Source organism: Jannaschia aquimarina (assembly GCF_000877395.1).
Taxonomy (GTDB): Bacteria; Pseudomonadota; Alphaproteobacteria; order Rhodobacterales; family Rhodobacteraceae; genus Jannaschia; species Jannaschia aquimarina.
The window spans coordinates 117,467-130,347 of the sequence record NZ_JYFE01000020.1; the positions used below are offsets into that span (position 1 = coordinate 117,467).

Sequence of the window (12,881 nt, forward strand, 5' to 3'; positions counted from 1 at the left end):
GCCTTGCCCGGAGCGCGCCGCGACGCGCTCCGGCTCTCTGAGTCCCTGTTCGCCGGGGTTTGTGCGGAAATCCGCACTCCGCAAAGGATTGCCGGGGCGAAATTCCGCACATCCTCATCCGAAAACATCAAGAAAAGCCGGTAAGTCTTTGTTAAGATTTGGTTGAGGAAATCCTCTTGTTCGGCGCGGAGGATCGGCCATCGTTTCCTGACAAGCGCGAGATATCAGCGCGCGAGGGAGAACAAGCTATGAAGTTGATGACCACGGCCGCCACCGCGCTGGCCCTTTCCGTTTCCGCGCAAGCCGCATTTGCCGAGTGCAACGAAGGCGAAGTCGTCGCCAAGTTCAGCCATGTCACCAACACCGACCGCCATCCGAAGGGCATCGCCGCGTCGCTCCTGATGGAGCGGGTGAACGCCGAGATGGACGGCTCGATGTGCATGGAGGTCTACCCCCAGTCGTCGCTCTACAACGATGACCAGGTTCTCGAAGCGATGCTTCAGGGCGACGTGCAGCTTGCCGCGCCGTCGCTGTCGAAGTTCGAGAATTTCACCAAGGTCTTCCAGATCTTCGATCTGCCGTTCATGTTCGAGGATATCGACGCCGTCGACGCGTTCCAGAACTCTGCCGACGGTCAGGCCATGCTCGACAGCATGGCGCGGCGCGGCCTTCAGGGTCTGGCATTCTGGCACAATGGCATGAAGCAGATGTCCGCGAATGTCCCGCTTGAGGTGCCGACCGATGCGAACGGGCTGAAGTTCCGCGTCCAGGCCTCCGACGTGCTGATCGCCCAGATGGAAGCGATGGGCGCCTCGCCGCAGCCCATGGCCTTCTCCGAGGTCTACGGCGCGCTTCAGACCGGCGTCGTCGACGGGCAGGAGAACACCTGGTCCAACATCTACGGCCAGAAGTTCTTCGAGGTGCAGGACGGCATCACCGAGACCAATCACGGGATCATCGACTACCTCGTCGTGACCTCCGTCGATTGGCTCGACAGCCTCGATCCGGCCGTACGCGAGCAGTTCCTGAAAATCGTCGGCGAGGTGACCGCAACGCGCAACGCCGAATCGACGGCAGTCAACGAGGAAGCCAAGCAGGCGATCATCGAAGCCGGCGGCACGATCCGCCAGCTGACGCCCGAGCAGCGCCTCGCATGGGTCGACGCAATGCGCCCGGTCTGGGATCAGTTCGCGCCCGGTATCGGCGCCGAGATGATCGAGGCCGCACAGGGCTACTCGAACTGAGGCGGGTGCCGCTCCGGCGGTACTGATACAGGACGCGCCCCGGGGATTCTCCGGGGCGCATGCCGCATCCACAAACCATGTCAGGGAGAGGCCCATGTCCGCCGCCCGCTGGGAGCCGAAGGGGCCGGTCGGCCGTTTCGTGAATACGCTGGAAGAGACCGGCATCGCCCTCCTGCTGGGGCTGATGGTCCTGGTCACCTTCGTCAACGTGGTTCTGCGCTACGGCTTCAACACCTCGCTGATCTGGGGCCTCGAACTGGTGTTGATCCTGTTCTCCTGGCTCGTGATCTTCGGGGTCAGCTACGGCTTCAAGGTGACCGCCCATCTGGGCGTCGACGCTTTGACGAACGCGCTTCCTCATCGGGGACGGCGCATCTGCGCGCTGGTCGCGGGCGTGATCTGCGTCGCCTATGCCCTGCTGATGCTCAAGGGCGCCTGGGATTTCTGGGCTCCGTTCGGCAACTTCGCCCCGACGACGGGCCGCTGGTTCCCTGACGGGTTCAAGGAAATGAAGATCCATCATTTCCAGGGCTACATCCCCACCGATCAGGTGCCGCTGCCCGAATTCCTGCGCAGCCCGCTCGAGGCGTGGCTTCTGCTCGAAGGGGATCCCCCGCTCGAAAAGTTCCCGCGCGCCATTCCCTACATCATCCTGCCGCTCGGCACGCTGCTTATCCTCTTCCGCATCGGCCAGGCCGTCTACGAGATCGTCCGCGGCACCCGCGAAAGCCTGATCGTCAGCCACGAGGCCGAAGAGGCCGTCGAGGACGCTGCCCGCGCGCATGACGAAACCACAGATGTCTACAAGGGGTCGCACGCCCCCGCCGGAGGGCGTTGAGCCATGGAAGTCGTCCTTCTCTTCACGATGATCATCGGGCTGCTGCTGGTAGGCGTTCCCATCGCGGTCTCGCTCGGCTTCAGCTCGATCATCTTCCTGCTGGCCTTCTCGGACACGTCGCTGGCCAGCATCGCGCAGAGCTTCTATCAGGCCATGGCCGGGCACTATACGCTGCTGGCGATCCCGTTCTTCATCCTGGCTTCCAGCTTCATGTCGACGGGTGGCGTGGCGCGGCGGATCATCCGCTTCTCGATCGCCTGCGTGGGCCATCTGCGCGGCGGGCTGGCCATCGCGGGCGTCTTCGCCTGCATGATGTTCGCCGCCTTGTCCGGGTCGTCCCCCGCGACCGTGGTGGCCATCGGCACCATCGTGATCGCGGCGATGAAGCAGGCGGGCTACACCAAGGACTTCGCCGCCGGCGTGATCTGCAACGCGGGCACGCTGGGCATCCTGATTCCGCCGTCGATCGTGATGGTCGTCTATGCATCGGCCACGGACGTCTCGGTCGGTCGCATGTTCTTGGCCGGCGTCGTCCCGGGGCTGATGGCCGGGCTGATGCTGATGATCACGATCTACGTGATCGCCCGCATCAAGGACATGCCCAAGGGCGAGTTCGCCGGCTGGGGCGAGGTCGGCGCCAGTTTCCGCGACGCCTTCTGGGGCCTCATGCTGATCGTCATCATCATGATCGGGATCTACGGCATCCCCGGCGTCACCGGCGCGATCTTCACTCCGACCGAGGCGGCGGCGGTCGCGTCCGTCTATGCCTTCATCGTGGCGATGTTCATCTATCGCGACATCGGCCCGCTCGCGCCGCGCCCGGCGCAATCGGTCGGCGCCGCGGTGGCGGGCCCGGTCGAGGGGACGCCGAAGTCGCTGTTCTCCGCACCGTGGGCGCTGCTGACGGCGTTCGTGCACCGCGATACCCGCGACACGCTGTTCGAGGCGGGCAAGCTGACGATCATGCTGATGTTCATCATCGCCAACGCGCTGATCCTCAAGCACGTCCTGACCGACGAGCAGATCCCCCAGCACATCGCCGAGGCGATGCTGTCGGCCGGCCTGGGCCCGATCACCTTTCTGATCGTCGTCAACGTGATCCTGCTGATCGGTGGTCAGTTCATGGAGCCGTCGGGCCTGCTGGTGATCGTGGCGCCGCTGGTCTTCCCCATCGCGATCGAGCTGGGGATCGACCCGATCCACCTGGGGATCATCATGGTCGTGAACATGGAGATCGGGATGATCACGCCCCCCGTGGGCCTGAACCTGTTCGTCACCTCGGGCGTGGCGGGCATGTCGATGATGGCCGTGGTCCGGGCTGCGCTGCCCTTCCTGGCCGTCCTTTTCGTCTTCCTGATCCTGGTGACCTACATCCCCGCGATCTCTCTGACACTGCCCCATGCGATCATGGGGCCGGAGACGATCATACGATAGATGCGGGCCGCGCCCCCGATGCGGGGGCGCGGCCGACGATCACGACGCGGCCAGTGCCTCGACGATGGGAATAAAGTCCTTGGCCTTCAGGCTCGCCCCGCCGACCAGCGCCCCGTCGACATTGTCGAGCGCGAAGAGTTCGGCGGCGTTGCCCGCCTTCACAGACCCGCCATAGAGCAGAGAGATCTCCGCACCCAGTTGGTCGCGCAGGGCGTCATGGACCTCGGCGACCTGATCCGGCGTGGCGACCTTGCCGGTGCCGATGGCCCAGACCGGCTCGTAGGCGACAATGAGGGTCTCGGCGGTCGCGCCGTCCGGAAGGGACCCGCGCAATTGCTCCGACAGGACGGCCAGCGTCTCGCCTGCCTCGCGCTGGTCCAAGGTCTCGCCGATGCAGAGGATCGCGATCAGACCGGCGCGCCAGGCCGCCTCCGTCTGCGCGCGGACATCCGCATCGGTCTCCTTGTGATCCGTGCGCCGCTCCGAATGGCCGGTGATGCAATAGGACGCCCCTGCATCCGCCAGCATCTCCGCCGACAGGTCGCCCGTATGCGCGCCCGAGGTGGCGGGATGGCAATATTGCCCCCCGGTCGCCAAACCCTCGGGCATCGAGGTCAGCAGCGTCGCGGGGGGGCAGATCACCACCTGCGCATCGCCGGACTGCACCTGCGCGATGGCGTGGGCCTCCTCCAGCGCGGCGCGCGTTCCGTTCATCTTCCAGTTGCCGGCGGCGATCTTGGTGGGCATGGGCATCTCCTCTTTGGGACGGATCCCTACCACAAGCCACGCGGCGGCCCAGCCCCTGATCAGGCGGCGGGATCGGAGGCGAGCTGCACGCCTGGACCGGATCACTCGCCGGATCTTGGTATGCCAATGAACCCTTGTGTCCCGGCCGCCCGACCGACTATCGTCAGACCATTGAACGGCCCTGGCGAGCATCCGCCGGGGCCGTTTCGATAAGGGCCCGGCCACAGGGTTCGAGGAGACGGGGATGATCGAGGTCCAGGACCTCCACAAGCATTTCGGCGGCTTCCACGCCGTCGACGGCGCCTCGTTGCGCATCGAGGAGCGGTCGATCACCGGGCTGATCGGCCCGAACGGTGCCGGAAAGACCACTCTTTTCAATGTGATCGCGGGGGTTCTTCCGCCGACGCGGGGACGGGTGACCATGGCCGGCGAGGACATCACCGGCCTGCCGCCGCACACGCTGTTTCACAAGGGCCTGCTGCGGACGTTCCAGATCGCCCATGAATTCGGGTCGATGACCTGCCGCGAGAACCTGATGATGGTGCCCGGCGGTCAGTCGGGAGAGAGCCTCTGGAACACGTGGTTCGGCCGCAAGCGGATCGCCGACGAAGAGAGGGCGCTGCGGGCCAAGGCGGACGAAGTGCTGGAATTCCTGACGGTGTCCCATCTTGCCGACCAGCGCGCCTCGGAGATCTCGGGCGGGCAGAAGAAGCTGCTGGAACTGGGCCGGACGATGATGGTGGATGCGCGGATCGTCTTCCTCGACGAGGTCGGCGCGGGCGTGAACCGGACGCTGCTCAACACGATCGGCGACGCGATCCTGCGGCTCAACTCCGAGCGCGGCTACACCTTCGTCGTCATCGAGCACGACATGGACTTCATCGGCCGCATCTGCGGTCCCGTCATCTGCATGGCCGAGGGCAAGGTTCTGGCCGAGGGGACGCTGGACGAGATCAAGGCCGACGAGCGGGTGATCGAGGCCTATCTGGGCACCGGGCTCAAGAACAAGGATCAGGTGGCATGACGCACGCGTCGCCACTCCCAGCATCTTTCGGTGTGCGAATGCCGATGCACCCCTATCGCGTACCCTGCGCACCCCGCGTCTGCACGCACGACACCGGTCCGGTGCCCGGGACTCCGCCCGCTCGCAAGCGGACCGGTTCATCGCATCGACCCGCGCTGCGCGGCGTGGGCGCCGCTGTCGCCCTGATGCTGGCTGGACCGGCGGCGGCGCAGGAGGCGGGGACCTGCCAGTCGATCACATCGAACGTCCGGTACTGCGCGGCGGAGGGGGCGATGCTGCTCGGGGCGGCCGAGCCGGGCGAGGGGGCGGTCGGCGGACCGATGCCGCATATCCGGGCATGGTACAGCAACGAGACCGATCCGTTCTCGGGCATTATGATCCTGGCCATTCCGGTCACGATCGCGCCCGGCGCGACGGTGGAGCCGTCGAACCTCTACGCCGTGGTGCGCGACACGACCGACGCGGACGGATGGGAGCCGGGCACGTTCCAGGACGAATGGATGGCCGCATCGGACGTGATGGACGGAAAGGTCGCGGTCGTCGGAGAATTCCGAGGGAACGCCCCCACGCCGGGTTACGGTACGAACTACGTGTTCGACGCGTGGCTCGACGACCGGACTATCGTCGCGGTCATGACCATCGACGATCAGAAGGGCGTTACACAGGCGTTACGCGACCAGCACCGGGTGACGCGCGAGGGTCTGCAGGTGCGCCCATGAGCCAGAATCCCTATGCCGACGACCGGGGCAACAAGGACGCCTCGATCACCAAGCCGGGACCGGGACCGACCCTGCATCGCGGCGCCATCCCGGCCGAGCGGCCGGAGACGCAATCCGCTTTCCTGATCGGCGATCAGATGACCGGGGGCTATGGCGGCGGCGCGGACATCCTGCACGATTGCACCATTGCCGTGGATGCGGGCGAGATCGCCGTGATCGTCGGGCCCAACGGCGCGGGCAAGTCGACCGCGATGAAGGCCGTCTTCGGGATGCTGGATCTGCGCAAGGGCTCCGTCAGGCTGGACGGTCAGGACATCACGGCGCTCTCTCCGCAGGACAGGGTGAAGGCGGGGATGGGCTTCGTGCCGCAGAACAACAACATCTTCACCTCGATGACCGTCGAGGAGAACCTGGAGATGGGCGCCTTCATCCGCCGCGACGACATCCGCTCGACGATGGAGCAGGTCTACGACCTGTTCCCGATCCTGCGCGACAAGCGCCGGCAGCCTGCCGGGGAATTGTCGGGCGGCCAGCGCCAGCAGGTCGCCGTGGGCCGCGCGCTGATGACCAAGCCCAAGGTCCTGATGCTGGATGAGCCGACGGCGGGGGTCAGCCCGATCGTAATGGACGAGCTCTTCGACCGGATCATCGAGGTCAGCCGCACCGGCATCCCGATCCTGATGGTCGAGCAGAATGCGCGCCAGGCGCTGAACATCGCCGACAAGGGCTACGTGCTGGTCCAGGGGCGCAACGCCTATACCGGCACCGGAAAGGCGCTGATGGAGGACGACGAAGTGCGACGGAGCTTTCTGGGGGGATGATGCGCGCAATCGCCATGAGCGCGGCCCTGATGGCCGCCCCCGCCGCCGCGCAGGAGGTCGAGGCGCTGACCTGCATCTTCGAGCAGGAATGCCTGACCGGCGAGGCCTGCGCCGCGACGACCTTCGAGATCACCGTGGTCGAGCGGCGCGGCGCCGCGCCCGACCCCGACGCGGAGGACGCAGAGGCCGAGACCGAGACGCTGCTGCGGACCATCGCCGGCGATATCGACGTGGTCTCCGCCGCCGAGACCGGCGAGGGCCGGGCCTGGCTGGGACTCGACGGGCTGGACAGCCATGCCCTGTCGGTGGCGAGCGACCGATCCGCCGTCTACACCGCGCAGATCCCGGCGGCCGAGATGGCGCTGACCTATCTGGGCGATTGCGAGGGGTTGGGATGAGGGCGGTCCTGGTCGCCTTGCTCGGCTTCACAGGTCCGGCATGGGCCGACGGTCAGGTCCTTTCGTGTTCCGCCTCGCGGAGCTGCGATGCGGCCGGTCTCTGCATGGATGACGGTCGCGACGTGCGGTTCGATCTGACACCTTTGGAGGTCGGTGGCGACGGCACCGGGCTTTATCGGATCGCCTACGGTCCGCTCGATGTCGAGGCTGTGCTGGACGGGACGTCCACCCTGTCCTGGTCCGAGGGCGGAACGAACCTGAACACGCTCGTCCCGACGGGACCGGAGACGATGGTCTGGGTCGCCCGCGACCCGGAGGAGGCGCCCATCACCGCCAGGACCACTTTCCTGACATGCAAGAGGCCCGTGCGATGGAACCGCTGAACGCACTGGTCGTGCTGGCCAATTTCGTGCTGATCCCGGCCACGGCCTACGGGGCGCAACTGGCGCTGGGCGCGCTGGGCGTGACGCTGATCTACGGGATCCTGCGGTTCTCGAACTTCGCCCATGGGGACACGATGGCCTTCGGAACGATGGCGGTGATCCTTGCGACATGGGGGCTGCAATCCCTGGGCGTGGGGTTCGGGGTTCTGCCCACGGCGTTGCTGGCGCTGCCGGTGGGGATCGCGGTGGCGGCGGCGCTGACGCTGGGGACGGACCGGCTGGTCTATCGCTTCTACCGGGGCAGGAGGGCCGCGCCGGTGATCTTCGTGATCGCGTCGCTGGGCGTGATGTTCGTCTATAACGGCCTGACCCGCTTTGTAATCGGGACCGACGACCAACGCTTCGAGGATGGCGAGCGGTTCATCATCACCGCCCGTGAATTCCGCGAGATGACGGGTCTGGCCGAGGGGCTGGCCCTGCGCACGACGCAGGTCATCACCATCGTCGTCGCGGTCATCGTCGTGACGGCCCTGTTCTGGTTCCTAAACCGCACCCGAACCGGCAAGTCCATGCGTGCCTATTCCGACAACGAGGATCTGGCGCTGTTGTCCGGCATCGACCCCGAGCGGGTCGTGGTCATCACCTGGCTCATCGTCGCGGCCCTGGCGACGGTGGCGGGGACGCTCTATGGCCTCGACAAGAGCTTCAAGCCGTTCACCTATTTCCAACTTCTGTTGCCGATCTTCGCCGCAGCCATCGTGGGCGGGCTGGGCAGCCCGCTGGGCGCCATCGCGGGCGGCTTCGTGATCGCCTTCGCGGAGGTGACGATCACCTACCCCCTTAAGCGCGTTCTGGGATACCTGATGCCCGAGAGCCTGGAACCCGACGGCCTCGTCCAACTCCTCTCCACCGATTATAAATTCGCGGTCAGCTTCGCGATCCTGCTGATCGTGCTGCTGTTCCGTCCGACGGGTCTCTTCGCGGGGAAGGCGGTATGAACCGGAACGTCCTTCTGTTCGCCTTCGTGGCGCTCCTCTTTCTCGGGACGGGCTTCGTCCAGTCGTGGAACGTGGCGCTGACGATTCTCAACATGGCGATGGTCTCGGCCATCATGGCGTTGGGTGTGAACATGCAATGGGGCTATGCGGGCCTCTTCAATGTGGGCGTCATGGGCTTCGTGGCGCTGGGCGGGCTGGGCGCCGTACTGGTCGGCATGCCGCCGGTGAACGAGGCCTGGGCGGCGGGCGGCCTGCGGGTGGTCGGCGGCCTGCTGATCGGGGCTGCGACCATCGCGGCGGCGGTCATGGCGTGGGACCGAATGCGCCGCTTCCGCGGCCTGGCCGTGGCCGCGCTGCTGCTGATCGGCTTCTTCGCGTTCCGCGCGGTCTTCGACGGCGGCGTGCAGATGGTGGAGGCGGTGAACCCCGCCTCGACGGGCTATCTGGGCGGGCTGGGCCTTCCGATCATCATCGGCTGGCCGGTCGGCGGCCTGCTCGCGGCGGGCGCGGCCTGGTTCATCGGCAAGACGGCTCTGGGGCTGCGGTCGGACTATCTGGCCATCGCGACGCTCGGCATCGCGGAGATCGTGATCGCCGTGCTCAAGAACGAGGATTGGCTGGCGCGGGGCGTCAAGAACGTCATCGGCCTGCCGCGTCCGGTTCCCTACGAGGTGGATCTCCAGAACTCGGCCGGGTTCCGCGAATTCGCGGCCGAGCTGGGCACCGACCCCGTCACCGCATCGACCATCGCGGTCAAGCTGGCCTATCTGGGCCTCTTCGGGGTGGTGCTGGGCCTGTTGCTGTGGCTGGCGCAGGCGGCCCTCGCCTCGCCTTGGGGGCGCATGATGCGCGCCATCCGCGATAACGAGGTCGCCGCCGAGGCGATGGGCAAGGACGTCACGGCCCGGCATCTGCAGATCTTCATCCTGGGCTCGGCCGTCTGCGGGCTGGCGGGCGCGATGATGACGACGCTGGACGGGCAATTGACACCGGGTACGTACCAGCCGCTGCGCTACACCTTCCTGATCTGGGTGATGGTGATCGTGGGCGGCTCCGGCAACAATTGGGGCGCCGTGCTGGGCGGGTTCCTGATCTGGTGGCTCTGGGTGCAGGTGGAGCCGTTGGGCGCGCTGCTTATGGACACGATCACTGCGGGGATGGCGGACGGTACCTGGCTGAAGGGTCACCTACAGGACGCGGCTGCCCATATGCGCCTGCTGACAATGGGTCTGGTCCTGCTCCTGGTGCTGCGGTTTTCCCCGCGGGGACTGATCCCGGAGAAATGAAGTAAGCGCGTTCCGCAGGAGAAACAAAGGCGTCCATGTCGACATGACCCAGATCGCCGAGTTCGACTTCTCGATCCTCGGGGTCCACGAGAAGCGGATTCAGTCCATCTGACGTCAGTTCCTGGAGTATCCGGTCGCCGAGCGTGACGAGGTCATCGAAAACCTGCGTTCAAGGCGTTTCGACGAAATTGTTGTGATCTTCACGATCCGCGATACGGTTGATGATTGGACGATCACAATAGGCGCCGTCGTACCACATGACCCGGAACGCCCAACTTCTACCCTATTGAAAGGTTTGGATGTGATGGCCAAGTTCCGAGCCGTATTTGGAGATTGGACATGACTTTCGAGGATTATGCGCAACTGACACCGAAGCAGCGGCTCGAGATCGGAGTGGCATCCTTGCTTCCGGCGCTCGTCGCCGTTGAAGCATCGGAAATCAGGCTGTCCGAAGCGGACGACGTTGGCCAGACTGACGAACTTGCCGACGATATGGCCGCGACGGCTGCTGGCTGACCCTCAGAACCCCAGCGGCTCCAGCAGGCGCTCCGCTTCCTGCATGGGCGTGGCGAGTCTGCTCTTGTCCTCGCCGGGGTGGAATCGGGCGCGGATGGCGGTCGGCATCGGTTCGGGCCGCAGGAGGTGGATGCGCGGCGCGCCATCCGCCGTGCTCTCGGCCTGCCAGGCCTGCACGAGCGCACGCTGGGCCGCCTTGGTCGCATTGTAGGGTCCGGCGAACTTGGCCGGCTTCTCGTCGTCGAAGAAGAGGGCGTCGCCCCCGCCCGCTGCCCGCAGGAGGGGTGACACGTAGGGGATCAGCCGCGCCAGCGCGGTCACGTTCGTCTTGAGCGCCGAGGCCATGTCCTTCTCCGACACCATGTCGGCGGGCGTCAACGGTGGCGGGGTGATCGCCGTGTGCGCCCAGACGGCCAATCCGCCCCAGCGATCATGGATCGAGCGGCACAGATGCTGCATCGCGCCCGCATCGGTCACGTCCATCGGGGCCAGCGTTGCCTGGCCGCCCGCCTGCTGGATCGCATCGTCCAACTCCTCCAGCCCGCCCTGCGTGCGGGCGACGGCGACGACGTGGAAGCGGTGCGCGAGGCGCTTGGCGATGGCGGCGCCGAGCCCGCGAGAGGCGCCGGTGACGAGAGCGGGATAGGTCTGGTCCATGGCCGCGCCGAGTGCCACGGCGTCCGCCCGCCCGCAAGGGGACGGACGCGGCGTTGACACGCGCGGGGGCGCGGCGGAAAAGGCCCCAAAGGGACGCAGGAGGATGATGATGACCCTGACCGCTCGCGCCTTCGGGCAGATGACGCTGCCCAAGCAGGTGGCGATTGCCATCGCCGGCTCGGCCCTGATCGCCATCGCGGCGAAGATCCAGGTTCCGATGTTCCCGGTTCCGATGACGTTGCAGGTGCTGACTGTGCTGTTCGTCGGACTGGCCTTCGGCGCGCGTCTGGGTGCCGCGACCGTCGCGCTCTACCTTGCCGAGGGCCTGGCGGGCCTGCCGGTCTTCACCACAACGACGCCGCCCGGACCGGCCGCCTTTGCCGGTCCGACGGCGGGCTTTCTGGTCGGCTTCGTGCCGATGGCCTTTGTCGCAGGCCTTGCCGCCGGGTGCGGCTGGCTGGCCATGATCGCCGCCTGCGTCGCGGCGACGGCCGTGCTGTACGTTTTCGGGATGGCCTGGCCGCTGGGCCTCGCCACCGTTTTCGGGATCCAGGCGGGCTGGGCTGCACTGGCGCCGGCCGCCGCCTTCGGTGCCTTCATGGTGCCGTTCCTGATCGGGGACGCGGTCAAGATCGCGCTGGCAGTCCTGCTTGCGGCCGGGGGCAGGGCGCTTCTGCGCCGCTGAGCCGGATCCCACGGAATTCTGGGGGCCGTGCCGGAGGGCGCGGCCCTTTTTCTTGTCCGAAGGCTATTCCGCCGCCACCTGAACCGCGCGTTTGCGAGAGGCCGCATTCGCCCAGACCGCCATGCTGGTCCGCGCCAGGTCGCTTCCCTCGGCCTCCAGCATCCGCGTGATCACGCTGATCTGCGAGAAGGTCCAGAAGATGCAGGCCTCCAGCAGCCAGGGCTTGCCCGCCTCGTCGATCCGGAAATCGAACAGCGAATAGTCCCGCGCGCCCAACGCGGCATGCATCGCAATCGCGGCATGATGGAGGTCGTCGCGGGTCAGTGCCGCCAGGTGGGCGGGGCAGGAGGTCCTCAGGCTGGGCTGCTCCCATGATTTCGTCGTGACGGCGCCGGTCGCATCGACCACCACCTTGTCGGAACGCTCGCGGATCGGACGATCCGGCGTGACGTGGTATTCGAGGATCGGCAGAACGCGAGGAGCGCCGTGATCCTCGATGACGCCAACGCGCACCTCACGGCCCGGAACGTAGTCCTCGACGAGTGCGACCGGCGCGGCGTCGAGTGCCTTGCGGAGGGCGCCCGGCCAATCGGCGCGATCCCGGACGAGGGTCAGGCCGATGGAATTGTCTTCGCCGTCGGGCTTGACGATGACGGGCAGGCGGGACGGCGGGGCGACATCCGTGGTGGTCAGTCGGCGTGCCTCGGGGGTATCGACGCCGACCGAGCGCGCCAGTGCCTTTGTCTGCCACTTGGACGTCGCCACGTGGATCGACGCCGCGTTCGGCCCCACGACGGGCACGCCCATCACGTCCTCGAACAACGCCCGCCACGTGGTCATTCCGGCTTGGCAGAACATGTGCGGCACGACGACATCTATCCCGCGGGCGCGCTGCGCGACGTCCGCCAGATTGCAGGGAAACGGGTCTTGCCCCTGACCGGCCCAAGTCATCGCTCCGTCGGGCGCGACCGTCAGGACGGAGGCGCGAGTGCCGAAGGGCGCAACGCATCGGTCCTGATAGGTGCGCGACAGATCGTAATAGAAGCGGGTCGTCGTCGCGCCGACGAGGTGTAGCACATGCATGACGTAGTCTCCTGTCGTCAGGAGATAGGGTGCCCAAGGGCCGCGTCA

The 12,881-nt window shown here is 66.5% G+C and carries 15 protein-coding genes; 12 read left to right on the top strand and 3 right to left on the bottom strand.

Annotated features, from left to right (window positions below):
• Positions 1 to 248: 248 nt before the first annotated feature.
• The 3 genes from jaqu_RS04895 (at position 249) to jaqu_RS04905 (ending at position 3,516) form a co-directional block, all read left to right on the top strand.
• Entirely contained in the window at positions 249 to 1,244 is a 996-nt protein-coding gene (locus tag jaqu_RS04895) for a DctP family TRAP transporter solute-binding subunit (protein WP_043917822.1), read from the top strand.
• A gap of 94 nt (positions 1,245 to 1,338) precedes the next feature.
• A complete protein-coding gene (locus tag jaqu_RS04900; RefSeq protein ID WP_043917823.1) occupies positions 1,339 to 2,082 on the top strand; it encodes a TRAP transporter small permease in 744 nt (247 codons plus the stop codon).
• Positions 2,083 to 2,085: 3 nt separating this feature from the next.
• On the top strand, positions 2,086 to 3,516 hold the full coding sequence (locus jaqu_RS04905; protein WP_043917824.1) for a TRAP transporter large permease: 1,431 nt from the start codon (positions 2,086 to 2,088) through the stop codon (positions 3,514 to 3,516).
• Positions 3,517 to 3,555: 39 nt separating this feature from the next.
• Here jaqu_RS04905 and tpiA read toward each other — a convergent pair whose 3' ends face one another.
• The gene (tpiA, locus tag jaqu_RS04910) at positions 3,556 to 4,263 is read right to left on the bottom strand and encodes a triose-phosphate isomerase (protein WP_043917825.1); all 708 of its coding nucleotides are present in this window, start codon (positions 4,261 to 4,263) and stop codon (positions 3,556 to 3,558) included.
• A 244-nt stretch (positions 4,264 to 4,507) separates the two neighbouring features.
• Between tpiA and jaqu_RS04915 the strand changes: the two genes are divergently transcribed.
• The 8 genes from jaqu_RS04915 to jaqu_RS21580 all read left to right on the top strand — a co-directional run bounded on the left by jaqu_RS04915 (position 4,508) and on the right by jaqu_RS21580 (position 10,408).
• Entirely contained in the window at positions 4,508 to 5,287 is a 780-nt protein-coding gene (locus jaqu_RS04915; RefSeq protein ID WP_043917826.1) for an ABC transporter ATP-binding protein, read from the top strand.
• Between the two features lie 185 nt (positions 5,288 to 5,472).
• On the top strand, positions 5,473 to 6,006 hold the full coding sequence (locus jaqu_RS04920; protein WP_161793826.1) for a hypothetical protein: 534 nt from the start codon (positions 5,473 to 5,475) through the stop codon (positions 6,004 to 6,006).
• The gene (locus jaqu_RS04925; protein WP_084629411.1) at positions 6,003 to 6,827 is read left to right on the top strand and encodes an ABC transporter ATP-binding protein; all 825 of its coding nucleotides are present in this window, start codon (positions 6,003 to 6,005) and stop codon (positions 6,825 to 6,827) included. Before jaqu_RS04920 ends, jaqu_RS04925 begins: the two co-directional genes overlap by 4 nt.
• Positions 6,824 to 7,225, top strand: a complete 402-nt coding sequence (locus tag jaqu_RS04930) for a hypothetical protein (RefSeq protein ID WP_043917828.1) — start codon at positions 6,824 to 6,826, stop codon at positions 7,223 to 7,225. The genes jaqu_RS04925 and jaqu_RS04930 overlap by 4 nt, the downstream gene beginning before the upstream one ends.
• Positions 7,222 to 7,608 (top strand): hypothetical protein, encoded by a 387-nt coding sequence (locus jaqu_RS04935; protein ID WP_043917829.1) that lies wholly within the window; start codon positions 7,222 to 7,224, stop codon positions 7,606 to 7,608. The genes jaqu_RS04930 and jaqu_RS04935 overlap by 4 nt, the downstream gene beginning before the upstream one ends.
• Positions 7,596 to 8,606 (top strand): branched-chain amino acid ABC transporter permease, encoded by a 1,011-nt coding sequence (locus jaqu_RS04940; RefSeq protein ID WP_043917830.1) that lies wholly within the window; start codon positions 7,596 to 7,598, stop codon positions 8,604 to 8,606. Before jaqu_RS04935 ends, jaqu_RS04940 begins: the two co-directional genes overlap by 13 nt.
• A complete protein-coding gene (locus jaqu_RS04945) occupies positions 8,603 to 9,892 on the top strand; it encodes a branched-chain amino acid ABC transporter permease (protein WP_043917831.1) in 1,290 nt (429 codons plus the stop codon). The genes jaqu_RS04940 and jaqu_RS04945 overlap by 4 nt, the downstream gene beginning before the upstream one ends.
• Positions 9,893 to 10,231: 339 nt before the next feature.
• Entirely contained in the window at positions 10,232 to 10,408 is a 177-nt protein-coding gene (locus jaqu_RS21580; RefSeq protein WP_161793827.1) for a hypothetical protein, read from the top strand.
• A 3-nt stretch (positions 10,409 to 10,411) separates the two neighbouring features.
• On the opposite strand, the gene jaqu_RS04950 is transcribed toward jaqu_RS21580, so the two are convergent.
• Positions 10,412 to 11,065, bottom strand: a complete 654-nt coding sequence (locus jaqu_RS04950) for an SDR family NAD(P)-dependent oxidoreductase (RefSeq protein WP_043917832.1) — start codon at positions 11,063 to 11,065, stop codon at positions 10,412 to 10,414.
• Between the two features lie 109 nt (positions 11,066 to 11,174).
• Between jaqu_RS04950 and jaqu_RS04955 the strand changes: the two genes are divergently transcribed.
• Positions 11,175 to 11,750: a biotin transporter BioY gene (locus jaqu_RS04955; RefSeq protein WP_236687794.1), complete on the top strand. Its 576-nt coding sequence runs from the start codon at positions 11,175 to 11,177 to the stop codon at positions 11,748 to 11,750.
• A gap of 63 nt (positions 11,751 to 11,813) precedes the next feature.
• Here the strand turns inward: jaqu_RS04955 and jaqu_RS04960 are convergent, their stop codons facing one another.
• Positions 11,814 to 12,833 carry a D-alanine--D-alanine ligase family protein gene (locus jaqu_RS04960; RefSeq protein ID WP_043917834.1) on the bottom strand — a complete coding sequence of 340 codons (1,020 nt, stop codon included), beginning with the start codon at positions 12,831 to 12,833 and terminating at the stop codon, positions 11,814 to 11,816.
• Positions 12,834 to 12,881: the final 48 nt, after the last annotated feature.